Annotated in this window: 28 protein-coding genes; 18 read left to right on the top strand and 10 right to left on the bottom strand. The window is 65.8% G+C overall.

Translation table 11 applies throughout. The annotated features are described in order from the left end of the window. The first annotated feature begins 24 nt into the window (after positions 1-24). Positions 25-1,065: an NAD(P)-dependent alcohol dehydrogenase gene (locus AC57BR_RS19895; protein ID WP_496363715.1), complete on the top strand. Its 1,041-nt coding sequence runs from the start codon at positions 25-27 to the stop codon at positions 1,063-1,065. 174 nt (positions 1,066-1,239) lie between these two features. Next, positions 1,240-2,265, top strand: a complete 1,026-nt coding sequence (locus AC57BR_RS19890; protein ID WP_496363713.1) for a DUF695 domain-containing protein — start codon at positions 1,240-1,242, stop codon at positions 2,263-2,265. Positions 2,266-2,666: 401 nt separating this feature from the next. On the opposite strand, the gene trxB is transcribed toward AC57BR_RS19890, so the two are convergent. Together trxB and AC57BR_RS19880 are read right to left on the bottom strand one after the other, a co-directional pair. Further along, positions 2,667-3,686: a thioredoxin-disulfide reductase gene (gene trxB, locus AC57BR_RS19885; RefSeq protein WP_496363711.1), complete on the bottom strand. Its 1,020-nt coding sequence runs from the start codon at positions 3,684-3,686 to the stop codon at positions 2,667-2,669. A gap of 38 nt (positions 3,687-3,724) precedes the next feature. Further along, complete coding sequence (locus tag AC57BR_RS19880; protein WP_496363709.1) at positions 3,725-4,159, bottom strand: arsenate reductase ArsC; 435 nt, start codon at positions 4,157-4,159, stop codon at positions 3,725-3,727. Between the two features lie 258 nt (positions 4,160-4,417). Here AC57BR_RS19880 and AC57BR_RS19875 point away from each other — a divergent pair, with 258 nt between their 5' ends. Continuing rightward, positions 4,418-5,065 (top strand): GDSL-type esterase/lipase family protein, encoded by a 648-nt coding sequence (locus AC57BR_RS19875; RefSeq protein ID WP_496363707.1) that lies wholly within the window; start codon positions 4,418-4,420, stop codon positions 5,063-5,065. 19 nt (positions 5,066-5,084) lie between these two features. Here the strand turns inward: AC57BR_RS19875 and AC57BR_RS19870 are convergent, their stop codons facing one another. After that, positions 5,085-6,092, bottom strand: a complete 1,008-nt coding sequence (locus AC57BR_RS19870; protein ID WP_496363705.1) for a LacI family DNA-binding transcriptional regulator — start codon at positions 6,090-6,092, stop codon at positions 5,085-5,087. A gap of 138 nt (positions 6,093-6,230) precedes the next feature. Between AC57BR_RS19870 and AC57BR_RS19865 the strand changes: the two genes are divergently transcribed. Continuing rightward, positions 6,231-7,697 carry a sugar porter family MFS transporter gene (locus AC57BR_RS19865; RefSeq protein WP_496363703.1) on the top strand — a complete coding sequence of 489 codons (1,467 nt, stop codon included), beginning with the start codon at positions 6,231-6,233 and terminating at the stop codon, positions 7,695-7,697. A 153-nt stretch (positions 7,698-7,850) separates the two neighbouring features. Here AC57BR_RS19865 and AC57BR_RS19860 read toward each other — a convergent pair whose 3' ends face one another. From AC57BR_RS19860 to AC57BR_RS19850, 3 genes are all read right to left on the bottom strand, one after another. Then, on the bottom strand, positions 7,851-8,243 hold the full coding sequence (locus AC57BR_RS19860; protein ID WP_496363701.1) for a VOC family protein: 393 nt from the start codon (positions 8,241-8,243) through the stop codon (positions 7,851-7,853). 32 nt (positions 8,244-8,275) lie between these two features. After that, positions 8,276-8,644: a VOC family protein gene (locus tag AC57BR_RS19855; RefSeq protein WP_496363699.1), complete on the bottom strand. Its 369-nt coding sequence runs from the start codon at positions 8,642-8,644 to the stop codon at positions 8,276-8,278. A 79-nt stretch (positions 8,645-8,723) separates the two neighbouring features. Continuing rightward, complete coding sequence (locus AC57BR_RS19850; RefSeq protein WP_496363697.1) at positions 8,724-8,969, bottom strand: hypothetical protein; 246 nt, start codon at positions 8,967-8,969, stop codon at positions 8,724-8,726. Between the two features lie 542 nt (positions 8,970-9,511). Between AC57BR_RS19850 and AC57BR_RS19845 the strand changes: the two genes are divergently transcribed. The 3 genes from AC57BR_RS19845 to AC57BR_RS19835 all read left to right on the top strand — a co-directional run bounded on the left by AC57BR_RS19845 (position 9,512) and on the right by AC57BR_RS19835 (position 11,206). Further along, positions 9,512-9,916, top strand: coding sequence for a hypothetical protein (locus AC57BR_RS19845; RefSeq protein WP_496363695.1), 405 nt, complete (start codon positions 9,512-9,514; stop codon positions 9,914-9,916). Between the two features lie 209 nt (positions 9,917-10,125). After that, the gene (locus AC57BR_RS19840) at positions 10,126-10,557 is read left to right on the top strand and encodes a response regulator transcription factor (RefSeq protein ID WP_496363693.1); all 432 of its coding nucleotides are present in this window, start codon (positions 10,126-10,128) and stop codon (positions 10,555-10,557) included. Between the two features lie 271 nt (positions 10,558-10,828). Further along, positions 10,829-11,206: a VOC family protein gene (locus tag AC57BR_RS19835; RefSeq protein WP_496363691.1), complete on the top strand. Its 378-nt coding sequence runs from the start codon at positions 10,829-10,831 to the stop codon at positions 11,204-11,206. Between the two features lie 287 nt (positions 11,207-11,493). On the opposite strand, the gene AC57BR_RS19830 is transcribed toward AC57BR_RS19835, so the two are convergent. Continuing rightward, positions 11,494-12,069 (bottom strand): ArsR/SmtB family transcription factor, encoded by a 576-nt coding sequence (locus tag AC57BR_RS19830; protein WP_496363689.1) that lies wholly within the window; start codon positions 12,067-12,069, stop codon positions 11,494-11,496. Between the two features lie 301 nt (positions 12,070-12,370). Between AC57BR_RS19830 and AC57BR_RS19825 the strand changes: the two genes are divergently transcribed. After that, positions 12,371-13,138: a GAF and ANTAR domain-containing protein gene (locus AC57BR_RS19825; RefSeq protein WP_496363687.1), complete on the top strand. Its 768-nt coding sequence runs from the start codon at positions 12,371-12,373 to the stop codon at positions 13,136-13,138. 222 nt (positions 13,139-13,360) lie between these two features. Beyond that, a complete protein-coding gene (locus AC57BR_RS19820) occupies positions 13,361-13,516 on the top strand; it encodes a hypothetical protein (RefSeq protein WP_496363685.1) in 156 nt (51 codons plus the stop codon). Between the two features lie 5 nt (positions 13,517-13,521). Here AC57BR_RS19820 and AC57BR_RS19815 read toward each other — a convergent pair whose 3' ends face one another. Together AC57BR_RS19815 and AC57BR_RS19810 are read right to left on the bottom strand one after the other, a co-directional pair. Next, positions 13,522-14,985: a protein adenylyltransferase SelO gene (locus AC57BR_RS19815; protein ID WP_496363683.1), complete on the bottom strand. Its 1,464-nt coding sequence runs from the start codon at positions 14,983-14,985 to the stop codon at positions 13,522-13,524. Positions 14,986-15,018: 33 nt separating this feature from the next. Continuing rightward, a complete protein-coding gene (locus tag AC57BR_RS19810) occupies positions 15,019-15,765 on the bottom strand; it encodes a GAF and ANTAR domain-containing protein (protein WP_496363681.1) in 747 nt (248 codons plus the stop codon). A gap of 328 nt (positions 15,766-16,093) precedes the next feature. Here AC57BR_RS19810 and AC57BR_RS19805 point away from each other — a divergent pair, with 328 nt between their 5' ends. From AC57BR_RS19805 to AC57BR_RS19780, 6 genes are all read left to right on the top strand, one after another. Continuing rightward, positions 16,094-16,975, top strand: a complete 882-nt coding sequence (locus AC57BR_RS19805) for a hypothetical protein (RefSeq protein WP_496363679.1) — start codon at positions 16,094-16,096, stop codon at positions 16,973-16,975. Next, the gene (locus AC57BR_RS19800; RefSeq protein WP_496363677.1) at positions 16,972-17,403 is read left to right on the top strand and encodes a phage holin family protein; all 432 of its coding nucleotides are present in this window, start codon (positions 16,972-16,974) and stop codon (positions 17,401-17,403) included. Before AC57BR_RS19805 ends, AC57BR_RS19800 begins: the two co-directional genes overlap by 4 nt. Further along, positions 17,400-18,041, top strand: a complete 642-nt coding sequence (locus AC57BR_RS19795; protein ID WP_496363675.1) for a DUF3618 domain-containing protein — start codon at positions 17,400-17,402, stop codon at positions 18,039-18,041. Before AC57BR_RS19800 ends, AC57BR_RS19795 begins: the two co-directional genes overlap by 4 nt. Positions 18,042-18,331: 290 nt before the next feature. Next, positions 18,332-19,093: a GAF and ANTAR domain-containing protein gene (locus tag AC57BR_RS19790; protein WP_496363673.1), complete on the top strand. Its 762-nt coding sequence runs from the start codon at positions 18,332-18,334 to the stop codon at positions 19,091-19,093. A 122-nt stretch (positions 19,094-19,215) separates the two neighbouring features. Next, positions 19,216-19,950, top strand: a complete 735-nt coding sequence (locus AC57BR_RS19785) for a GAF domain-containing protein (RefSeq protein ID WP_496363671.1) — start codon at positions 19,216-19,218, stop codon at positions 19,948-19,950. Beyond that, complete coding sequence (locus AC57BR_RS19780) at positions 19,947-20,174, top strand: hypothetical protein (protein WP_496363669.1); 228 nt, start codon at positions 19,947-19,949, stop codon at positions 20,172-20,174. The genes AC57BR_RS19785 and AC57BR_RS19780 overlap by 4 nt, the downstream gene beginning before the upstream one ends. 64 nt (positions 20,175-20,238) lie before the next feature. Here the strand turns inward: AC57BR_RS19780 and AC57BR_RS19775 are convergent, their stop codons facing one another. After that, positions 20,239-20,577 (bottom strand): DUF8129 domain-containing protein, encoded by a 339-nt coding sequence (locus AC57BR_RS19775; RefSeq protein WP_496363667.1) that lies wholly within the window; start codon positions 20,575-20,577, stop codon positions 20,239-20,241. A gap of 436 nt (positions 20,578-21,013) precedes the next feature. Here AC57BR_RS19775 and AC57BR_RS19770 point away from each other — a divergent pair, with 436 nt between their 5' ends. The 3 genes from AC57BR_RS19770 to AC57BR_RS19760 all read left to right on the top strand — a co-directional run bounded on the left by AC57BR_RS19770 (position 21,014) and on the right by AC57BR_RS19760 (position 23,528). Continuing rightward, positions 21,014-22,402: a M20/M25/M40 family metallo-hydrolase gene (locus AC57BR_RS19770; RefSeq protein ID WP_496363665.1), complete on the top strand. Its 1,389-nt coding sequence runs from the start codon at positions 21,014-21,016 to the stop codon at positions 22,400-22,402. Between the two features lie 105 nt (positions 22,403-22,507). Then, on the top strand, positions 22,508-23,116 hold the full coding sequence (locus AC57BR_RS19765; protein ID WP_496363663.1) for a Rho termination factor N-terminal domain-containing protein: 609 nt from the start codon (positions 22,508-22,510) through the stop codon (positions 23,114-23,116). Next, positions 23,103-23,528, top strand: a complete 426-nt coding sequence (locus AC57BR_RS19760; protein WP_496363661.1) for a hypothetical protein — start codon at positions 23,103-23,105, stop codon at positions 23,526-23,528. Before AC57BR_RS19765 ends, AC57BR_RS19760 begins: the two co-directional genes overlap by 14 nt. Positions 23,529-23,584: the final 56 nt, after the last annotated feature.

Below are 23,584 nucleotides of genomic sequence, written 5' to 3'. Positions count from 1 at the left end.
CGCACACCGACAACTAGGAGAACTATGCCTACCGTCAACGCCTACGCCGCGCCCTCCGCTTCCGAGGACCTCATCCCCACCACCATCGAACGCCGCGCCGTCGGCCCGCGCGACGTTCTCATCGAAATCAAGTACGCCGGCATCTGCCACTCCGACATCCACACCGTCCGCGGCGACTGGGGCCCCCAGCAGTACCCGCTTGCACCCGGCCACGAGATCGCCGGCATCGTCACCGAGGTGGGCTCCGATGTGACCCGCCACAAGGTTGGCGACCGGGTGGGCGTCGGCTGCATGGTCAACTCCTGCAAGGAGTGCGCCAACTGCCTGGCCGGCGAGGAACAGTACTGCCTGAAGGGCATGGTCGGCACGTACGGCGCCGTCGACCGTGACGGCACCATCACCCAGGGCGGCTACTCCACGCACATTGTGGTGACCGAGGACTTCGTCGTCACCATCCCGGACGGCATCGAGCTCGACGTCGCAGCTCCCCTGCTGTGCGCAGGCATCACCACCTACTCCCCGCTGAAGCGCCGGGGCGCCGGCCCCGGCAAGAAGGTCGCCGTCGTCGGCCTCGGCGGACTGGGCCACATGGCCGTCAAACTCGCCCACGCCATGGGCGCAGAGGTCACCGTCCTGTCCCAGTCCCTTAAGAAGCAGGAAGACGGCCTGCGCCTCGGCGCGGACCACTACTACGCCACGAGCGATGCCGGCACGTTCGAAACGCTCGCCGGCAGCTTCGACCTGATCATCAACACGGTCAGCGCCTCGATCGACATCAGCTCCTTCCTGCAGCTGCTGTCCCTCGACGGCACCCTGGTCAACGTCGGTGCCCCCGCCGAGCCGCTCCCGGTCAACGCGTTCGCCCTCATCGGCGGACGCCGCGCCTTCGCCGGTTCCATGATCGGCGGCATCCGCGAAACCCAGGAGATGCTCGACTTCTGCGCCGAACACGGCATCGGCGCAGAGATCGAGGTCATCCCGGCCGACAAGATCAACGAAGCCTACGAGCGCGTCCTCGCCTCGGACGTGCGCTACCGCTTCGTGATTGACACCGCCACCCTCTAAGGCGATAAACGCCCGACGGCGGGCCGGTCCCTTAAGGGGCCGGCCCGCCGTCGGCTTTCACCCAAGTAACTCCTGCGCCAAACCTGTGGCTACGGTGCCCCCTTCTTGAGTCTGCGGCTGCATGATCCTCATCAGGATTGGATGGCGCGAACACCAGCACGACGAGGAGGTCCGATGGAGTTGGTGCGGCGGAGCAGCGAGACGGAGACGGAAGCCGTGGGCGCCTTTTGGCGGTGGTGGTCAGTGGCGGGAGCCGGCCTTGTCACGGCAGCCGTCATGACCGGCGTGTACGGCGACCTCCCGGAAATCATCGGTGCCATGGTGATGGCGATTCATCCCGAACTGCGCTGGGAGACCGGACCGGGAGCCCGTTCGCGGCACCGGCTCTGCGTCTCCGGCGCCGGGGATCCCCGGCTGCGGGTCCTGGCCGAGCGGTGGCGGAGGGCGGCTCCCCCGCCCACTGAATCCTGGGAATTCGCCGCGGCAAGGGAGTCTCAGCCCGGCATGCTGGCCGGCACCCTCGAAGGTCTGGAGCACCCGGTGGACCTGGGGCTGGCCCGGATTGCGGTGGACTGGGACGAACGCCGCGCCCTGGCTGAACTGACGGTTTTCCACCCTGCCTTCACGATGATGGGCACCCACGACTGCCGGCAGGCCGGCCGCCTCCTGGTGGACTGGCTCCTCGGCGAAGACGATGTCCAGCGGTGGGTTGGCGCCATCAACGTGACCCGGGCCGATCCCCGCGATAGCCAGCCCGCCGCCGTCGTCCCCGAGTTCTTCCGGGCCGTGGCAACCCGGAACCCGGACCCCCGATGGACGATGCGCGAGGCCAGAACTTCCTCGGGGCACAGGGTAATTGTCTGCGCCCTGCGGCCATTGCGATGGGTCGATCACCCGCTATTGGACCTGCATACTGCTGTCCGGATCAGCTGCCGGCGGACCGGGGATGGCGGACTGCCGGACGGGGAGGAACTGATCCGGCTCCTTCATCTCGAACAGGAGCTGGACTCGCTACTCGGGCCCCGCGGCAGGCTGGTGGCCTCGGAAACCTCCAACGGGCTTCGCGTCCTGCACTACTACAGCGACTCCGAAGACCAGAACGGACGTGACAGCTTCGACCGCTTTGCCCGCCCCCGCCACGACGTCCAGGTCACCCACACCCATGATCCCGGGTGGGGCCGCGTGCGGAAGTTCATCTAGCGCATCACTGAATCGGGCCAGAACAGGGCCGGAATCGGGCCAGTGGAGGCAGCCGGATCCGGCGGACTGGGGGGAATGCTGTCGGGTCCGGCTGCCATGCCCCGGCCTTGGATAGGCGGTCCGCCGTCGGAACCGGGACCCCTAGATTCTGGGCGCGCAGACTTGAAAAAACCTGAGCCCCTGCCGCCGGGCAGCTGCCGCAGTCCACCCGTTTTGGGGGTGCGCAGTCTCAGGGGCAGGCAAGCGCCAACTCCCACTTCTTTTTGGATCGAGTGAGGACGATAATTAAGGCGACCACCGGGGCTGGGCCGGCGGCGGTGCCGCCTGTCTGAGACCAGGGCGGCCCCCCCAGCCGCCGCCGTCCCTTAACTTTCAGCCGCCGCGCCTCCCTGCCCAGCAGCTCAGGCGTGGGTGGGCTCCTCGACCAGTGCCGTGGCGATGCTGTGCGCGTCCTCCAACGCCGCGAGGTAGCGTTCGGCGTCGAGGGCGGCAGCGCACCCGGTGCCGGCGGCGGTGATCGCTTGGCGGTAGCGGTGGTCCACGGCGTCGCCACACGCGAACACGCCACTGAGGTTGGTGCAGGTGGTGGGCGAATCGACCTTGATGTAGCCCTCGCCGTCGAGCTCCACCTGCCCGGCCACCAGCTCGGTGCGCGGCACGTGCCCGATCGCCACGAAGAGCCCGGTGGCGGACTGCTGGCGGGTCTCCCCGGTCCGGGTGTCGGTCAGGGTGACGCCGCTGACCTTGCCGTTGCCGTGGATCGCCGTGACGGCCGAGTTCCAGGCGAACGTGATCTTCGGGTTGTCCTTGGCGCGCTGCGCCATGATCCGCGAGGCGCGCAGCTCGCCCTTGCGGACGACGACGGTCACGGACTTCCCGAAGCGGGTCAGGAAGGTGGCTTCCTCCATCGCGGAATCCCCGCCGCCGACCACGATGATGTCCTGGTCGCGGAAGAAGAACCCGTCGCAGGTGGCGCACCAGGAGACGCCGTGGCCGCTGAATTTCTTCTCCTCGGACAGCCCCAGTTCCTTGTACGCCGAGCCGGTGGCCAGGATGACCGCCGGAGCCTCGTACGTCTCACCGCCGCCGGTGACCACACGCTTGAGGTGACCCTTGAGCTGAACGTCGGTGGCGTCGTCGAACACCACCTGCGCGCCAAACTTCTCCGCCTGCTGCTGCAGGCCATCCATCAGCTCCGGGCCCTGGACGCCCTCCGGGAAGCCGGGGAAGTTCTCCACCTCGGTGGTGTTCATCAGCGCGCCGCCCGCGGTGACCGAGCCGGCCAGGACCAGCGGCTTCAGGCCGGCCCGGGCCGCGTAGATCGCGGCGGTGTAGCCGGCGGGTCCGGACCCGATGATGATCAGCTGCTCGCTGCTGACGTTTTGGGTCCTGGCGTCCTCGGGCTTGGCGTTCTTGCTCACTGCTGACTCCTTCTCTTCAGGCTCATTCATGGGAACTGTTACTGGGCGTCGGCGTGCCGGGCAGGCAGCAGTTCGGTGACCAGCGCCTCGACGCGCGTCCGGATTTCGTCGCGGATCGGACTGACCGACTCAATCCCTTTACCGGCGGGGTCGGCCAGCTCCCAGTCTTCGTAGCGCTTGCCGGGGAACACCGGGCACTCGTCGCCGCAACCCATGGTGATCACGACGTCGGCCTCCTGGACTGCCCCGGTGGTGAGGACTTTGGGGACCTCCGCGGAAATATCAACGCCGACCTCGGCCATGGCGTCGACGACCGAGGGGCTCACCTCGTGCGACGGCCGGGTACCGGCAGACCGCACCTCGATCGCTCCCCGGGACAGGCTGTTGAGGAACCCGGCCGCCATCTGGGACCGGCCGGCGTTGTGCACGCAGACGAACAGGACGGAGGGCTTCTTGGCTGGGTCAGCGGTCATGGCGGTCTCCCGGGGTTTGGCGGTCGGAGCACGGAAATCGCCGGAGGAAGCGAATCGTGCCCACAAACCTGCGTACTCAAGTGCAACAAGAGCGGGCAGTTCAATCAAGAGGCCGACGGACCCGGGGCCTGGACGGCGGCGCGCCGCGGCATGGAGTTTTTGTCCACTTGTCACGACTTCGAGGGCGTTTAGCTCGCGATATCTGTACAAAAACTCCCACCTCTCGTCAGTACGCGTCCTTTCGTGGGACGATGCGGCATGAACAGCAGTGCCGGCGGCCACATCGTCCTGCTCGGGGACTCGATTTTGGACAACAAAGCGTACGTTGACGGCGGGCCCGACGTCGTGGAGCAGCTACGTGATGAACTGCCGCCCGGCTGGAAGGCAACGCTGCTGGCGCTTGACGGTGACGTGATTACCGGGGTTCACCGCCAGCTGCTCGCGCTTCCCGACGGCGCCACCCACCTGGTTGTCAGCGCCGGCGGCAACGATGCGCTCGGCTTCGCCGACCTGCTCGAGGCCCCCGCACGCTCTGTGGCCGAGGCCCTGGACCTCTTCGCCGACGCCCAGGAGCGGTTCGCCGCCGACTATGAGCTGATGGCCGGAGCGCTTTCAGCGACCGGCCTGCCCGCGGCGGTGTGCACCATCTACGACACGCCCTCCGCCGGGCCGTTCTACCGGATGATCAAGACCGCCCTCACGGTCTTCAATGACTGCGTCACCAGGGCAGCGTTTACCCGGGGCCTGAACCTGCTCGACCTCCGGTTAGTCTGCAACCACGACGGCGACTACGCGAACGCGATTGAACCCTCCGTGCAGGGCGGGGCCAAAATTGCCGGGGCCATCGCCGCCCTGCTGGATCCTCACCGCCTGGTGCCGCGGTCAACGGTCATCGGCGGCAGCTGAGCAACCGGGGACGGAAGAACTAGCGGAGCGGGGCCGTGGAGTTGCGGACCACCAGCTTGGGCGTAATGCACCTGTCGGCGATGGGGGCGCCGGGGTCGCTGAGCCGCTCCAGCGCGACAGTTCCGGCAATTTTGCCGAGCTCCACCGCGTGCAGGTCCACGGAGGTCAGGTCGATGCCGTGGAGCCTGGCCGTCCGGGAATCGTCGTAGCCCACGAGCGACAGCTCGCCGGGAATCGTTAGGCCCATCGCGTAGGCGGCTTCGCGGACACCCAGCGCGAACTGGTCGTTGTGTGTGAAGACCGCGGACGGCCGGTCCGGTCCGGCCAGCAGCTCCGCGGCCGCGCGCTCCCCAGCCTCCTGCGTGAAATCGTCGGCCGCCACCGTCCGCGGGGTCAGGCCGGCGGACCGCATGATCTGCTCATAGGCTTCCCGGCGCACGGTGTGACCGTCAAAATGCGGCCCGGCCAGATGCGCGATCCGCGTATGTCCAAGACGGAGAAGGTGCTCGACGGCGGCCCGCGCGCCCGCACGGTCGTCCGGGTACACGCTGTCCACGCCCTCCACCCGGCGTGTGACACTGACGACCGGCACCACCTGCGCCAGTTCCCGCACCTGCTCGTCCGGGTCCAGCAGCGTCGCGGCAATGATGATTCCAACCCGTGCCTCGATGAGCGAGTCGAGGGCACCCTGGTCCTCGCCGCCGATCGAGCGGGAGACGCTGAGGATGAGCCGGTTGCGCGCCTGCGGCAGCGCCAGCCGCACGCCGTTGAGGACATCCGAAAAGACCTCGTTCCGGAGGTCCAGGAGGTAAAGCCCGACGGCGGTGCGCTGCTTGCTTGCCAGGGCGGCAGCTGCCGCATTGTGCCGGTATCCCAGACGCTTGGCGGCGTCGAAGATCGCCTGCCTGGTCTCGTCGCTGACGCCCGAGGCACCGCGGAAGGCGAAGGACACCAGCGTCCGGGAGACCCCGACTTCGCGGGCAACATCAGCCTGCGTGGCTGGCCGGTGCTGCCGCTGAATCGTCATACCGCCATCCTCCCACGGGGGCAACCAGCGGAAATTGAGGGCATTTGTAAGTTTGACCTTACATTTAAGCCTTTCGCGCGTTAGTCTAGATGTGACAGCGGGCACACGTCCCGCAAAACTTGAGACAAAGGAGTCCTTATGTCTGCAACCCAAGCCCAGCGCGGCGGAGCGCATACGCCCTCACTGCCGCCGCTCACGAAGGGCCCCCACCGCAAGCGCCTCGGCATGGTCGCCATGGTCGCAACCTTCGGTGGACTGCTGTTCGGCTACGACACGGGTGTCATCAACGGCGCGCTCCGGCCGATGACCGCCGATCTTGGCCTCACCCCGATCACCGAGGGCATCGTGACCAGCTCCCTGCTCTTCGGCGCTGCAGCCGGCGCCGTGGGTGGCGGCCGGCTCTCCGACACCTGGGGCCGCCGGAAGACCATCATTCTGCTCGCCGTCCTGTTCCTTGTCGGCGCCCTGTCCTGCGTGTTCGCACCGAACTTCGAGGTCATGGTCGTCGGCCGTGTCATCCTCGGCCTCGCCGTCGGCGGCGCCTCGTCCGTGGTCCCCGTGTACCTCGCCGAACTCGCGCCTTACGAAATCCGCGGCTCGCTTGCCGGACGCAACGAACTCATGATCGTCATCGGACAGCTCGCTGCGTTCGTGGTCAACGCCGTCATCGGCAACGTCTGGGGCGAATTCGGCGGCGTCTGGCGCATCATGCTCGCCGTCGCCGCAGTACCCGCAGTCGCCCTGTTCGTCGGCATGCTCCGGATGCCGGAATCCCCGCGCTGGCTTATCTCCCGGGGCCGCAACCAGGACGCGCTGGCCGTACTCAAGACCATCCGCTCATCCGACCGCGCCGAAGCGGAGATGGCCGACGTCAGGCACCTGGCGGACGAGGAAAAGGAAATGAACCTCTCCGGCTGGGGCGCGCTGAAGAACAAGTGGATCCTGCGCATCCTGCTCGTCGGCATCGGGCTGGGCGTGGCGCAGCAGCTGACCGGCATCAACTCGATCATGTACTACGGCCAGTCCGTGCTGGTTGAGGCCGGCTTCAGCTCCAGCGGCGCCCTCATTGCCAACATCGCCCCGGGCGTCATCGCCGTCGTCGGCGGCGTCATCGCCCTGAGCATGATGCAGCGGGTCAACCGCCGCACCACCCTGCTCCTCGGCTTCACGCTGACCACCATCTGCCACTTCCTGATCGGCATCGCCTCCATCGCGCTGCCCGTCGGCAACCCGGCGCGGCCCTTCGTTATCCTCTTCCTGGTGGTTGCCTTCGTCGGCTCCATGCAGACATTCCTCAACATCGCCGTCTGGGTGATGCTCTCGGAGATCTTCCCCCTGCACATCCGCGGCTTCGCGATCGGCGTCTCCATCTTCTGCCTGTGGATCGCCAACGCCTTCCTCGGCCTGTTCTTCCCGACCCTGGTGGCATCAGTCGGCATCACCGGAACGTTCTTTATGTTCGGCATCGTGGGCATCCTCGCCCTCATCTTCATCTACACCCAGGTCCCGGAAACCCGCGGCCGCACCCTCGAAGCACTCGAGGAGGACGTCACCACCGGCGCCATCTACCTGGTCCACAAGACCCCTGCGACGGCAGCCCACTAATAGCTGCCTCCAGGCGCTTGAGCCGGACGGGCGCTTGAGCCGGACGGGCGCTTGAGCCGCACAAGCCCCTAAGTGCACAAGCCGCTAAAGGCACAAGCCCCGCGTGCTGGATTCAACCGAATTCGGTGGGCGGGGCTTCTGCGTTTTCGGCGTTTACCTGTCGGCGGGCTGGAACAGCTCGACGACGTTGCCTGCCGGATCCTCCAGCAGGATCTGCTGGCCGCCCGGCCCCTTAACAATGTCGTTCCGGAACGGAACCCCCGCGGCCCGCAGGCTGTCCACCTCGGCGGCGATATCGCTCACGATGAGATGGATCCGGTTCCATCCGCCCGGGCCCGGGACCGCGCCGTCGGGCATTGGCCTGCCCGCCGAGCTGGTGGGCCCGCTGAGCAGCAGACGTAACTGGCCGCGCACGACGTCGGCAAACGCCGGTGCCGCGTTCATTCTTACGGTGAAGCCGAGGTGTTTCGTGTAGAAGCCGACGGCGGCTTCGACGTCGTCCACCATGTACCGGACGCTGACCAGATCTTCAGGGTCATTGGGCATTTTCTGGCTCCTCTCTGGTTGGAGGCTACGGATCAGACGTGCTGATCCACGATGACCGGGTTGCCGTCGGGGTCCACCACGATAAAGCTGCCGGGCCCCGCACCGTCGCCAGCTTCAGCGATGAAGGGAATGCCCCGGTCCTTCAGCTGGCGCTGGAGATCGCGCACGTCGGTGAAGGAGTCGAGCTGCTGCGCGTCCTGGTTCCAGCCCGGGTTGAACGTCAGGGAGTTCTTCTCAAACATGCCCTGGAAGAGGCCGATCACCGTCTGCCCGTTCCGCAGGATCAGCCAGTTCTGGTCGATTTCTCCCCCGGACCTGGTGAATCCCAGCTTCTCGTAGAACGCTGCCGAGGCCGCGATGTCCTTGACGGCGAGGCTGAGTGAGAAAGCGCCGAGTTGCATGTGCTGCTCCAGTCTCCGGAACTCTCCGGGCCATGAATGTTTCCGATAGTACTCGCGATGAGCAAAAACGGGGGCAGCACTAAAACGCGTCCGTGTGGTCCAGCTCCGGCAGGACAACCAGCGGATCTCCGGCAAAATGCAGCCGGCGGGAAGACTGCCCCTCGATCCAGGCGAATACGACGGAGCCGTCAAGGGGCACGCTGCCGGCAACGCCGGCTCGGGCGGGGCGGCCCGGTTTCCGGGTCGCGGTCTCCGGCCCGGGGGTCAACGTCCCCCACACCGCCGGAAGGTCGGCGTCGTGATTGTTGCCAGCGTTCGCGTCCATGCCCCAATGGAACCAGCTTGGGGTGAACAGCCTGTGAACGTGGCCTGTGCAACACGCCGTGTCGGTTCACGCGCAGCTTATGGAGAGTGTTGCCGGGTCCGGTGCGTGAGGGGGGAGTACGGCCGGACCCGGCAGTTCTGAAGGTTCGGGGCGCGGATTCCGTCTCCATCAGGACGCTGCCAGTATTGTCCGCTGACATGTGGAAATGACTGGGGCACCTTGGGGCTTTGACCGACCCCCCGTTTCCCCGTGACGGCCCAAGGGACTCCAAAGTTCTTCCAAGAACGAAGGCGGACACTTTATCCAGGGCCGGCGGCGGTGGCCCTGGTCCACCCTCCGGGACCTGGCTGCCTAACCCAGCCCGCCGCCGGACCCACAACAATCGTGGCTGTCCTGTCTTTTTGAGGGCCGCCCCACGCGCCTGCTGTACGTTATGGCCATGGGGCATGAAGCAACGGACAGGCGCAGATGCTGACTGATGTAAGTTTGGCCGCCGCGGAATTCACGCACGCGCACTGGTTTTCGGCAATCTCTACGAGGTCGTGGTCAAAGTCCCCCACCGCGTTGCCGCGTGCGAGGAGAGCCCTGAGCTGAGGTCCCCGCTGGGGCCCGGAAGTCCCGGCCGCTACTACGCGCCGTTGGCTCCCGTTGCCTTCCCGGCCGTCGCACTCGCGGTGGCCGCAGGGTGGAGCCGGCCGGGCAGCCGGCCGTGGCTGGTGACTGCGGCGCTCGCTTCGGCGACCGGCGGGGCCGGCACCGCCTATCTCCTCCGGTCCGTCAACCCGGGTCTCTTCTTCGGCCCCCACCCGCTGAGCGACATGCGCCGCAAACCCCTGCTGTCCAAGTGGTACCGCGTCAACGCCCTCCGCCTCGCTGCCAGCGCGGCCGCCCTGGCAGCGATCGGCCGCGCACGGATGGCCAACTCTGGCCACACCCGCGTCCGCTGACGCGCGAGCGGTTTCCGGATGGAACTGCCCGGATGACGGGAATCGTACAGTTGAAGGACAAATCTACGCGCGGGTAACTTTTTATGCGGGGCCCCACCCTATTCCCCCATGCGGGTGGTCGCCCACGGAAAACCCCGTACCGCCTTCACAAGGGTGCGGGGCTTTTTCGTGCCCCGGCCGTGCGCTTCTTGAGGTTTGCGCCCTACACTGTGCACACCTACTACAGGCCGGGGGGCACGTTGGGTTCACGGGGGCTTTGCCTGGTCATCGAGGATGACCGGGATATTCGCGATCTGCTCACACTGATCCTGACGCGGATTGGGTTTGACGTTCATGCAGTCGGCAGCGGCGTTGAGGGGGTCGCCGCGGCGTGGGAGCACCACCCGGCCCTGGTGACCGTCGACCTGAACCTGCCGGACATGGACGGCCTGGATGTGGCGCGGCATATCCGGGCGCGCTCTGGGGCGCCGATGCTGTTCATCACGGCCCGGGCGGAGCTCGACGACGAGATGGCCGGCATGGCGTCCGGAGCCGCCGCATACCTGATCAAGCCATTCCGCCCACGGCAGCTCACGGAGACGGTCAACAAGTTATGCCCTGTGGGTCCGTTAACGGCCCACGGCCTCGAGTCACGCGCCTAACCGTTGGCCGCGCACCTGGCCAACCCGGCCGACGTCGTTCTTTCCTGCCCCGCGTCCTATATCCGCAGGTGGCACTTCGGGAACATAATGTCCCCATAAACTTCGGGGACTCTCACGCCCGGCGATGCCGGCGAGGTGCAATCGAGTCCCAGGTGGCTGCCCCGGCTGTCGGCGAAACGGGCGGCGACGCGGCCCGGGCACGGACGCCAGTCCGTTCCCGGCACCGAACAGGGGGGACCATCGCCATCAACTCAACGAGGAGTGAACTGTCATGCTCAAGGACATGGACGTCACCGCTGTCCTTCCCGCGAAAGACGTGGGCAGGGCGAAGGATTTTTACCGGGACAAGCTGGGACTGGAGCCCATTGAACCAGCGGACGACAACGTGATGTTCCAATGCGGCAACGGGACCAAGTTCCTGCTGTATCAGACTGACAACGCGGGGACCGCAAAAAACACCCAGATGGGCTGGGTGACGGACGACGTGGAGCGGGACGTGCAGGAGCTGCGGAGCCGCGGAGTCGTCTTCGAAGAGTACGATTTCCCGGGCCTGAAGACCGAGAACGGCGTTGCCACAGCGGACGGGGGCAAGGCCGCCTGGTTCCTGGACAGTGAGGGCAATATTCTGAGCCTCTTCGAACGCCCGTAACTTCCGGAACAGTAATAACCGGAAGGGGCCGGAACCACGCTGTTCCGGTCCCTTTCCGTCTATTCCGCGACCCCCGGTCAGCGGAATGTGTCCAGCTGCCCCGCGGTGCTCCGGCCCCTCTGCGCGTACCAGGGCAGAGGGCCCCCAATGGAGAGGATTGAAGAAACTATGAATTCATCAATTCCTCAATCACGAGTCTGGCCCAGCGCTGCCAGCCCGTCAAGGGCACTAACCCTTAGCCCGCAAAACGTGTGTGCCCGAGCTTCTCGGCGTCGGGTCGTCTGGCCTCACTCGCTCCTGCCGCCAGCCACTGTCTCGCCGGAAACTTCAGCCAGGGTAAGGTTCCGTTCCCGGGCATCGGTCAGGAGCCCGGCCAGGGCTTCCTCAAAGCTGCGGCCGGTCCGGACGCTGACGGAACGCACTGCACTGGTTATCAGGGCGCGCCTTACCAGCGACTCCTCCAGTACCGCCGCGGACTCATCCGTCAGGGCCACCTCGTCAGCGGGTCCGGAGCCTGGGCCGGGTACGCCGATGCCGGAAAGGCCGCCCGAGTCAGCCGTAGCCCGGGCGTTAAGCACTGCCCCGGCAGCGGAGAGGAGATCCGCAATCTGGGGAAAAGACAACCGGTACTGCAGCCTGCCGTCCGAGCGGCGGCCGGTTACCAGGTGCTGGGCGCGCAACTGGGCAAGCTGCCCGGCCAGGTGAGACGGCTTTAGTCCGGTCGCCGAACAGAGCTCCGGCACCGACGCCGGCCCTGCCGTGAGCACAGCCAGGACCCGGACCCGGGCGGGATGGGCCAGTGCCTTGAACAACTCCGCTTCAGCGGCCGCGACCCGTTCCGCGGATCCAGTCAGTCCGAGCACCGTTGCTCCTATCTGGGGAAACACGTGATATTAAGCGATTATCCTCTCACGCAACGATTACTGAAGCCCGCGTTCCCGGTCAACGCCTTCCCGCATCAATCCGCTGCTTATGGTCCGCTCATATATAGCTGCCCATATAAGGCCCGCACCCCTCGCGGCGCGGGCCTTCCGCTGAGATAATCGTCTTAGTACCTTCGACACCGCAGCCTGCCACCGGGACGGGACTCCGCGGCCCCAGGAAAGGAACGCGCGTGCCTCCTTCAGTAGCCTCCACCTTTGCAGGGCCCGGAATCCTGCCGCCGTGCCGTCTCGGCCACCGCAGGCCGACCCGGCGCCGAGTGTCAGCCGGTTCCTGATGCAAGCCAACCTGCCCCTCGCCGACGAGCTGGCGGCGCTTACCGCCCGGATCGCCGACCTTTTGCTGACCCACGAAACCGTCGACGAAGCCGTTTCCGCGCTCGCCCATGCCCTGAAGGAAGCCATCCCGGGGACCTGGGGTGCGGGAGTCAGCCTGATGGATGCGCGCGGCCGGCGCACCAGCACGGCCTCCACTGACCCCGACGTCATGCAGGCAGACCAGCTCCAGTACGACCTGGGACAGGGCCCGTGCCTTACAGCCTGGGCTCAGCAGGCAACCGTTACGGTCGCGGATAGCCGCACCGACCACCGCTGGCCCGCCTGGAGCCGTGCCATCACCGAACTGCCGCTGCGCTCGGCGATCAGCACGCCGCTGTCCACCCCGGACGGCGCCATCGGCGCCCTGAAGGTTTACTCCCCCGTTCCCGACGGCTTCGATCCCAAAGCCATCCGCCTGATTGAACTCCTGGCGCGTCCTGCTGCGCTGATGCTTGCCAATGCCCAGGCCCGCGACGCCGCAGAGCGCCTCAGCGACGGGCTCATCGCCGCACTCGGCGCCCGCGATGCCGTCGGAACGGCAACCGGGATCATCATGGAGCGCCTCCAGGTCAGCCGCGACCAGGCGCTGGCCACGCTCATCAGCGCCTCCCGGCGCCACAACGAACCCCTGAACCAACTCGCCCAGGACATCATCGGCGGCGGCGAGTTGTAACCCGCCGTCACAAACTGCCTCCGCACGGGCTGAAACGGCCTGCACAGGAGGTGGTGCCGGCGTCGTCCATTCCCTCACTGCGCACGCCCCTGGCTGACACCATCCGGGTTGGGCTACACCAATTGCCTCCCCCGCGCAACTTTGGCGCGCGCAACGTTTCCAAGGAAAATAGCGAGTCAGCACACAATGCACCGCCCCGCTCACTTCAGGAGACAGAGAACCATGACTAACAACATTGCCCCGGGCGCCGGGTTGAACGCCGCCCCGATTGCAGCCATGACCGCCCTGGACGACCTGGACCTCACGCCGCAGGGGCTCTCTGACGCACCGGCGAATGAGCTGGACCCGGACACCCTGGTGCACCCCGGCGCCAGCTAACCCACTCAGGTTCCGCAGAAGGTCCTATAGGGGCCGAAGCTTTCCGGCGCAGCCTCTGCATAACGTTCGACGCCGGCACGCTCGTGATACGGGTCCGTCACCGCTTCGAGCAACTGCCGGAGCGGCTCAAGGTCACCGTTTGTCGCAGAGTCGAGTGCCTCCTCAACAAGGTGGTTGCGGGGCACATAGACCGGGTTGACCCGGTCCATCGTCTCTGCATCCGGGTTCAGGGCCTGCCAGCGTTCCGCCCAGGCCAGGAAGGCCTGCGGTTCAGGAAACAGGTTTCGCGCGGGCTCATCCTCGCCGCGGGCTGCGGTTCCGAGACGCCGGAAGAACGACGTGTAATCGACGCGCCCCTCCTGCAGAAGCCCGAGTACTTCGTCAATCAGGGGCGAAGCCACATCATCAGCGATGCCGCTGGCGAGCCCAAGCTTCGCCTTCATGCCGGCCAGCCAGGCGGCACTGTACTGCTCGCGGAAAGCGCCCAGCGCATCCTGTGCCAGCGCCACCGCGCGCTCCTCGTCGTCGTCGAACAGCGGGAGGAGCGCCTCCGCGAGGCGGGTGAGGTTCCACTCTGCCACCACCGGCTGGTTCGCGTAGGCGTAGCGTCCGTTCTCATCGATCGAACTGTAGACGACTGCGGGGTCGAACGCGTCCATGAAGGCACAGGGGCCATAGTCGATGGTTTCCCCCGAAATGGCCATGTTATCCGTGTTCATGACGCCGTGGATGAAGCCCACCAGCATCCACTGGGCAACCAGGGAGGCCTGGCCGGCGATCACCGCCTTGAACATGGCCAGATAGGGGTTATCCGCCTTCGCGGCATCGGGATAGTGGCGGGCGATCGCGTGGTCGGCGAGGCGGCGCAGGAGTCCGACGTCTCCGGCGACCCGGGCATACTGGAAACTCCCCACGCGCAGATGGCTGCTCGCGACGCGCGTGAGAACTGCCCCTGGCAGCACCGTCTCCCGGTGGACCGAACGCTCGGTGGCCACCACGGCGAGGGACCGCGTCGTCGGGATGCCGAGGGCGTGCATGGCCTCGCTCACCACGTACTCACGCAGCATTGGCCCCACGACGGCAAAGCCGTCGCCGCCCCGCGAGAACGGCGTGCGGCCGGAGCCTTTCAGGTGGATGTCGCGGAGGCAGCCGGCGACGTCGGCAATCTCACCGAGCAGGAGCGCACGGCCGTCGCCCAGCCTCGGCGCAAACCAGCCAAACTGGTGGCCGGAGTATGCCTGCGCAACGGGTGTGGCGCCGTCGGGCACTGCATTGCCGATCAGCAGGGGAAGTCCTTCCGGACTCCCCAGGAAGTGCGGGTCAAAGCCTAACTCGGCCGCCAGCGGTTCGTTCAGCACCAGCAGCCGCGGGTCAGGGACCTCCTCTGCCTTCCAGGGAATGGCCATCTCGGAGAGCTCCGTGGCGAAGCGGCTTTCAAAGGCGATGGTTGGTGCGGCTGTATCGCTCATCTTTCAAGAATAAGGCGATGCCGGAAGGTCAGTTCATTCATCGAAGTAGGTGGATATCGGAGAATCGCCGCAGACCGAGGCGGCGACTGACGCCGCGACGTCACGTAATTTCACGTTTCTCAGGCTCGAGGCCGTTTTCAGGACCCGCAGGGCGGCCTCCTGGCCGCATCTGTTCTGCGCCATGATGATTCCGGTGGCAATGTCTATTGCGGTGCGCGACTGCATGGCGGCAGTCAGGTCGTTTCGTGCCTCAGTCAGTTGGGCAATGCGGAGGGCGAGCCGAAGGCTCTTGGAGGCCTGGGCTGCGAATTCTTCCCCGCCGGTGATGTCTTCCCCGCTGAACCCATGCGGCCGGGGCGAAAACAGGTTGAGCGCGGCCCGGGTTTCGCCCTCCAGCGCCAGCGGCACCGCGAGGATTGAACCCACACCGTGGCCAGCCACGGTCGACATATACGCAGGCCAACGGGATTCGGAGGCTACGTCCGGTACATGGACAGTGGTCATCTCCTGCATGGCAGCCAGGCAGGGACCTTCGCCAAACGCCAATTGGACTTCGTCAAGCATCCGGGCCTGCGCATCGCTGCTGGCCACCGTGGCCGATTTCTTCCTCCGCAGGACGGTGAAGGCGCACCGCACTTTGATCCCTGGTGCGGAGAAGAAAACCCCGGCGTACTCCGCCAGTTCCCCAAGGAAATCTCCGACATCAAGGCTCTCCAGCACCAGTTCCTGGAGCCGCCCCGCGACGTCCTCACGGTCCCACGCGCGGGCTTGATCGCCCATAGCAGCCTCGTTTCAACAGGCAGCTCCGCCGTTGTTCCGGGCTGCAAACGTCCGTATCGAGAACGTCCCTGGCTAGGCGGGCGGGGCTGACCAACATCTACTGCCAGACTACGCCTCATAGGGCTTCCCACGGCTTGCCGGGGCTTCCCGGAGGAGATCATCAGGCCGTACAGCCAGGCATCCCGGGGCCGGGCAGGTGGTCTGAGCCCTCGCCGGCAATTTTGCAACACATATAGGAAGTGTACTTACCATCAGATGGTAATCATGCTTACTATTGCTGGGTGCTGGTTCATCAACAGCAGCTAACCCCAAAGGAAAGAGAGCAATGATGACCGAGAACCCATTCGGCACCGAAGCGGAGACCACGCGTCTGGGCACGACCGGCTCGGGCACCACGGGCTACGACACCACCGGCGCGGGCACCGGCTACGACACCACGGCCGTGGGAACCCCTGGCTACACGGGCACCACCGGATACCAGGACGGTACTTCCTCGAAGAAGGACGTGGCGAAGGACGAGGCCGCGAACGTGGCCGGCCACGCTGCCGGCGCCGCCCAGAACGTGGCCGAGACGGCTAAGACCGAGGCGAAGAACGTCGCGTATGAAGCCAAGAACAGCGCCCGGGATCTGCTGCACCAGGCGAAGTCGGACCTGACAAGCCAGGCGGGCACCCAGCAGACCAAGGCCGCCGAAGGCATCCGCAGCATCTCCTCGCAGCTGCGCTCCATGGCCGACGCCCCGGACCAGCAGGGCGTGGCCTCGGACCTGATCCGGCAGGCCGCCGACCGTTCGGAGTCAGTGGCGTCCTGGCTGGATAACCGCGACCCGGGCTCACTGCTGGACGAGGCCAAGTCCTTCGCCCGCCAGCGCCCCGGCACCTTCCTGCTCATCGCGGCAGGCGCGGGCCTCCTCGCCGGGCGCCTGGGACGCAGCCTGCAGGCCGGCGCCCCCGACACCAGTACCGCCACCGGCGTCGGATCCACCGGCACTCTGCCCCAGTACCCGGTCCAGCCGCCAGTGACGGAAAGCAATCTCACGGCAGCATCGGCAGCCCCGCTCTATGACGCACCCCAGGCAACCCCGACCACCTACGCGGAAACCGTGTACGGTGAGCCGGCCCGCCCCGGCTTTGACGCGCCGGGTTCGGCAGGCGTTCCGCTTCGTGATCCCGAGGACCCGTATACCGAGGGTGGAGGTCGTCCCCTGTGAGCAGCCAGATCCCCGATACCCCGCCAACGGCCGCGCACGCCAAGGCCGACACCACCTCCCTCGGCGACCTCCTCAGCGAGGTCACCCGGGACCTGTCCACCCTGATCCGGCAGGAAATCGAACTCGCCAAAGCCGAACTGAAACAGTCCGGCACCCGCGCCGGCAAAGGCGGCGGCATGCTCGCCGGCGCCGGCATCGCCGGGCACTTCGTGCTCCTGTTCCTCTCCGTCGCCCTCTGGTACGCCCTCGGCGAGCTCATGGGACTGGGCTGGTCCGCCGTCGTCGTCGCCATCATCTGGGCCATCATCGCCGCGATCCTTGCGTCCGTGGGACGCAAGGAACTCAAAGCCATCAAAGGCATGCCCCAAACCGTCGAAACAGCCAGGGAAATCCCGCCCACCCTCAAACCGAACGGAGACCACCGATGAGTGAGAACCCGGACGCCATCCGCGCCGACATCGAAGCCACCCGCGCCCGCCTCGGCACCAACGTGGACGCCGTCGCCGACAAGGTCACCCCCTCCAACATCGTCCACCGCCAGACCAGCAAGGTCCGGGACGCCGTCTTCGGCGTAAAGGAGAAAGTCATGGGCACCGCAGAACACACCACCCACAGCACCACCGGCGGGGTCCACCACGCCGCCCACACCACCAGCGGCGGGGTCCACCAGGCCACCGACGCCGCCGGGAACGCCCTCCACGGCGCCGGCGAAGCGATCGCCGACGCACCCCACCAGGTCAAGGCCAAAACCCAGGGCAACCCCCTCGCCGCCGGCCTGATCGCGTTCGGCGCCGGACTGCTCGTCTCCTCACTCATCCCCCCGAGCGAGAAGGAACGCGAAGCCGCCGACGCCCTGAAGACCGCCGCCGAACCGGTCACCACCCAGCTCACCGAAGCAGCCAAGGACATGGCCCAGGGCTGGAAGGAACCCGCCCAGGACGCCATGGAAAACGTCAAAGCCACCGCCACCGACGCCGCCCAACACGTCAAGGAAGAAGGCCAAACCGCCGCCACCGACGTCAAAGCAACCGCCACCGACGCCAAAGACCACGTCCAAAACACCTGACCGGGCCTGAGCCTGCCCCATGCGAGAGCACCGGACCGCTACACCTTTGGATGTAGCGGTCCGTCGTGCGCCTACTGCAGTATCTTGGGCGGCCCATAGGGAGTAGGCTCAAAAGTGAAGGCGATGCGATATTCCGGCCAGGCATCCTGCCAGCCGGACACAGAGGTTGCGATCGGCCCGTTCATCACGTCATTGGCCGTGGAGGCAACCAGTCCACGATCGTTCCGGAGACAGCAATCCGGCGGTAAAAACGCGCCGGGCATCCGGCTCCACGTGGATCGGGGCATCGCATGGCCGCTGAGTCAGGCCATCTGCCGACATCCGGGCAAAATCAGGCACCCACGCCCGAGCAGCTGCAGGACCTGCTGCTGGAAAGTCCCGGGTTTGACGAATTCCTCCTTGAGCTGACGGTTTTCTCGGCATCGAAGCTCGCAGCACCGGACCCGATGCTGTGTGCGATCACAGTCGAGCGCGACGGCCGGCCTGCCACCGTGGCCAGCAGCAGCGATAAAGCCAAGCAGATGGATGAAAAGCAGTACGGGGTCGACGACGGCCCCTGCCTGACGGCTTTGAGGGAAGGCCGGACCGTCCTGGTCGAGGACCTTGAAACATCAGCGAGGTGGCAGCGTTACTCGCAGGCGGTGGCAAACGAAGGAGTTCGGTCAATCCTTGCAGTTCCCATTGACGCAGGGCCCAACGCCGCCGCCGCCTTGAACTGCTATGCCCTGAGCACGTCCACGTTCGGGGCAGCGAACGTATCGGCAGTGGAATCCTACAGCGCGTCGCTGTCCCGCATCCTCCGCCTGGCGCTTCGCGTGCACCGCCTTCCCACGTATCAGGACGGCCTGCACACGGCCCTGCAGTCCCGGGCGGTAATCGACGCTGCCCTGAGCCTCGTGATGGCCCAGACCCGGGGCAGCAGGGAGGAAGCCGCCAAACTGCTCCATGAAATGGCACAGTCCAGCAAGCAGCAACTGAAGCAGATCGCCACTGACATCCTGAACGGTGCCGCGCTCCCGGATCCGTCCACTGATGGTGAACCCCACCCGTAAGTCCACCGCCGTCGTCGGCGATACCGGGATTAGGATGGAGAACACCTGCCGAATATCTCTCCCGAGGGGATGTTCACAACACCGATGACTTGTGAGGCCAGCCCGTGACGCGGAAGCACCCAATGGCAGGCGAACTGCCCGAGATCTTCGCTCGGGTCGCGGGCCTGCTCCTCACGGAACCAGCGGTTGATCGGGCTGTGGCCAACATAGCCCAAGCCGCCCATGAAAGCCTGACCGGCAGCGTGGGCGCCGGGGCCACCCTCTTCGATGACCAGGGCCGGCCAACGAGCACAGCTTCCACAAACAGCCTTGTGAAGCAGGCGGACCAGCTGCAGTACGACCTCGGTGAGGGACCGTGCCTCGCGGCCTGGGCTAGCGCCCAAGCCGTCATCGTGGATGACCTCCGCCGGGAGCACCGCTGGCAGGGGTGGGCCAGGGCCAGTGCCCCGCTCGGACTGTTGTCCTGCATCAGCGTCCCCCTCCTGCTCCCGGACGCCACGGGAAACGGAACCTCCGAGCCCATCGGCGCCCTGAAGGTCTACGCAGACCGGGCGCATGCCTTCGACCTGCACAGCCAGCAGGTCCTGGCACTCCTGGCCCAACCCGCGGCACTCATCCTGTCCAACATCCAGACCAGGGAACGGGCCGCGCAACTCAGCGAATCCCTCAAGGACGCACTGCACAGCCGCAGCCTGATCGACATGGCCAAGGGCGCCCTCATGGAACGGCTCCAAGTGAACGAAAGGGAAGCCATGCAGGCCATGATCCGCCGCGCCCGCGCGGAAAACCTCCTGCTGAGCGAACTGGCCAAAGGGATCATTGCACCCGCAATGGACCTCGACCCCCAGGCGCCATGACCTCTGCGTCTGACGGAGAGGCCCAAAGAGACCGGACGGCCCAGGCATTCCGGCAGTCCGACCTTGACGTCGATGAACTCTGGATGCACTACTTCAGCATTGGCGGCGATGCCGGGGCAATGGAAATTGACGCCTACCTCCACGGCTCATACATGCTCCGCCCCATCCAGCGGGACCTGCTTGACCACGCCATCTACGAACTGGGCAATTCCGCTACGGACTGACCTCGCACCGGCTGACCTCGGCGGGCAGGATCAGGGACAAATCAGGTTCAGCGGCAGCCTAGAGTCAGCGCGGCTGTGAGGGGTTGGTCGGAACTCCCTGGGACGGCGGGTTGATCGGCGGTCCCGACGTGGCCGGTGACACCTTCGATCCGTGCTGGGCCTGAGTCACTTCAGGAGTGTCCGGCACAGACGTGGCGCTTGGCTCGGCGCCGGCGTTCAGGGCGTCGATACGGCTTTCCAAAATCTGTACCACCGGCAGACGATTGCCGTGGGCACGTTCGTAGCTCAACAATTGGCCCACGCCTGCCTCGTCCAAGCCTGAAATGCGGGACGGTAAGGTGCCGCTGGGAATGTGGTCGTAGTCGGCCAGCGGCAGGTCATCATGTTCGGGGATTTCGCTCATGGAAGCAACCTCCTAAGAAAGATTCTGAACCACCCCTTCCGCAAAAGGACGATCAGCAGGCTTACCATCTTGACGCAGGAGCATCACGATAACCAGAGGCAGCGCTGGATTTCTCGGTCGAAGTACTTTGCTCCCTGGTTCCTTCCCAGAACCGGTGATGGTGGGTAATCTGAAAAACCACCGCCCATCAGGTTCTGCGGATTCAGGGGCGGTTGCGGGCTCGTGCAGGAGGGCTGCAGGCGCAGTGAGAACAGTAGCGCCACCACCACGGGCCGGGATTGGCCCCTTTCCCACCAAGGACCTCCATGAGCCGAAGGGGATACCTGACACACGGTGATGGTTGCCGTCGAACTCACGCCGGCACATCATCCCAGGGGCCCACATCATGTGCCCGGACGATATCAAACAGCCTGACGATACGACGGGAGGATCACCAATGGACGCGGACAGCAAGCTCCGAAGCTACCTGGACGACCACGCGGGCGTGCTCATAGAACGCCTGTCCGAATGGATCCGCATACCCTCGGTGGCCGGTGTTCCTGAACGAAAACACAACCTTGTCCGCTCGGCCAACTGGCTGGCCGGAGAATTGCGCGACGTCGGGTTCCCCACTACGGAGATCTGGCAGGGGGCGGAGGGCCCCGCCGTCTTTGCCGAATGGGCTGCCGCCCCTGGATCCCCCACCGTACTCATCTACAGCCACCATGACGTCCGCGCCGTCAAGGAGGAAAACTGGGACCAGACCTCGCCGTTCGATCCGGTCCTGCGGGACGGCAGGCTTTACGGCCGGGGAAGCTCGGACGCCAAAGGCCAGGTGATGGCCCATATCTGGGGGATCCGTGCACACATGAAAGCTACGGGCCGCAGCGCTCCCGCAGTTAACCTCAAGGTCCTCGTCGAAGGGGAGGAAGAGGCAGGCTCCCCCGGCTTGCGGGGGCTGCTCCACGCCAAACGGTCTCGCCTGGACGCCGAGGCGGTGATTTTTTCCGACACCCTGCTGTGGCGCGCCGATCATCCGGCGTTATGCACCAGCGTCCGTGGCATGCTCGGCGCAAGCATCGAGGTTTACGGCCCGCTGACCGACATCCACAGCGGCGCAGTGTCCGGGACTGCCCCTAACCCCGCCCTCGAGCTCAGCAGGCTGCTCGCGCGGCTGCACGACCAGCGGGGCAGGATCACCTTCCCCGGCTTCTACGACAATGTCGAAGAAATCTCCCCGCGCCGCCGCTCCGAACTGGCGGCTCTTCCCTTCGATCCCGAAGACTGGTTGGAACGCTCGCATACGCGCAGCATCGGCGGCGAGGAAGGCTACACCGTCCTCGAACGGCTCTGGGAGCGTCCGGCGCTTGAGGTTATTGCACTTGCTGCCGGGGACCCTGTGGGCGTGAAGCGTGCAGCCGTCCCTTCGATGGCGTCGGCCGAACTCAGCATCCGTACAGTTGCCGGCCAAAAGGTCAACGAGGTGGCTGAGCAGGTGCGGTGCTGGGTGGATGCAATCATCAGCGATCGCTACGGCTATGCGCTGTCCCTGGACACCGAGACAGCGCAGGAGTTTTACCGCACCCCGGAGGGCCCGTTCCTGAATGCCCTCTCCGCAGCAATGGAGAAAGGCTTTAGGTCACCGGAGGTCGGCCGAATGGGGAACGCCGGAGGTGGACCCGCCGATCTTCTCTCCTCTGCGTTGGATGTCCCCGTGGTCTTCTTCGGAACGGGACTCGTGGAAGACAACTGGCACGACAGTGACGAGAGCGTCCGCGTGGACATCCTGAAGGCAGGGGCCGCCACTTTGGCCTTCCTATGGGAAGAACTGGGACAGCGCGGGTAAAGGCCCTGATCAGACCCTTACGGGAACTTGACGTCACTCACCGCACGGACTACACAATAAGTAGCCTTAGTAATTGGTGCCGTCCCTGCACGAGGAGGAATTGCCATGAGTGATGAGCCAGGTAACCAGACGCCGGACACCCCAAATGTCAGCGAGACCGAGCTGCGGGAAATGAAGGTGGATGAGCTCCGCCAGGAGGCGAAGGACGAAAACATCAGCGGAACTTCCGGCATGCGCAAAGAGGAGCTCGTCAAGGAAGTTGCCAATGCCCGTTCCCAGGGCGCAGGCAACAGCGACGGAGGCGCCGATTCCGACCCTGACGATTTGGGCGCGGGACCGGAAGGCGGGAAGATCCGGCACGGGGACGCCTCGTCCAGCTCGCTGAAGTACTCCCAGGAGGTTACCTCTACCGAGGAGGAACCAGAACGGGAAGGCCGCAGCCTGGCCACCACCCACCACGAGGTCATCAGGCAGTGGGCCGAGGAACGCGGCGGTGTCCCGGCCACGGTTGAAGGTACCGAGCACGGTGATCATCTGGGCGTGCTGCGGATAGATTTTGGCGGTGAGGACAGCAACCTGCGCCGCGTGAGCTGGGAGGAATGGTTCAAGACCTTTGACGGGCGCCGCCTCAATTTCATCTACCAGGAACAGCGCACTGACGGAACGCAGTCCAACTTCTTCCGTCTAGAAAACCCGGAACGTGAAGACGCCTAGGGCAGGCAGGGGCCTTCGGTTTGGGCTCCTCGCCGTGCTCGCGCTCTCGGGGGCCATACTTTCAGGGTGCGCCGCTGACGGCACGCAAGCCGCAGAAGCGGCTGAAGAGTTCCACCGGGACGTGGCCGGCTCGGACATGACGGCGGCCTGCTCACTGCTCCAGTCCAAAACCCGGGAGGAGACGGCCCGCTCCAGCGACGCCGGCACCTGCGAGAGCCAACTGGAAAAGGCTCAAATCCCGGACCCGGGAAAACTGCTGAGCACCGAGCAGTTCGGCCGTGACGCCTTCGTGGAGTTCGAGAACGACGCCGTCTTCCTGGCCGCCTCCGACGCGGGCTGGAAAATAACGGGCGTCGGCTGCACCCCCAACGGGGAAGAAGCGCCGTACACCTGCGAAGTAGGAGGCAAATAGAATGCGCTGGAGCTTTGCCCTGTATCTCATCCTGATCTTCGGCGGACTGGCCTACA

This window comes from Arthrobacter sp. BGA-UO-ETr-C19 (genome assembly GCF_059568005.1).
This window is presented reverse-complemented; position numbering and strand designations above follow the sequence as displayed.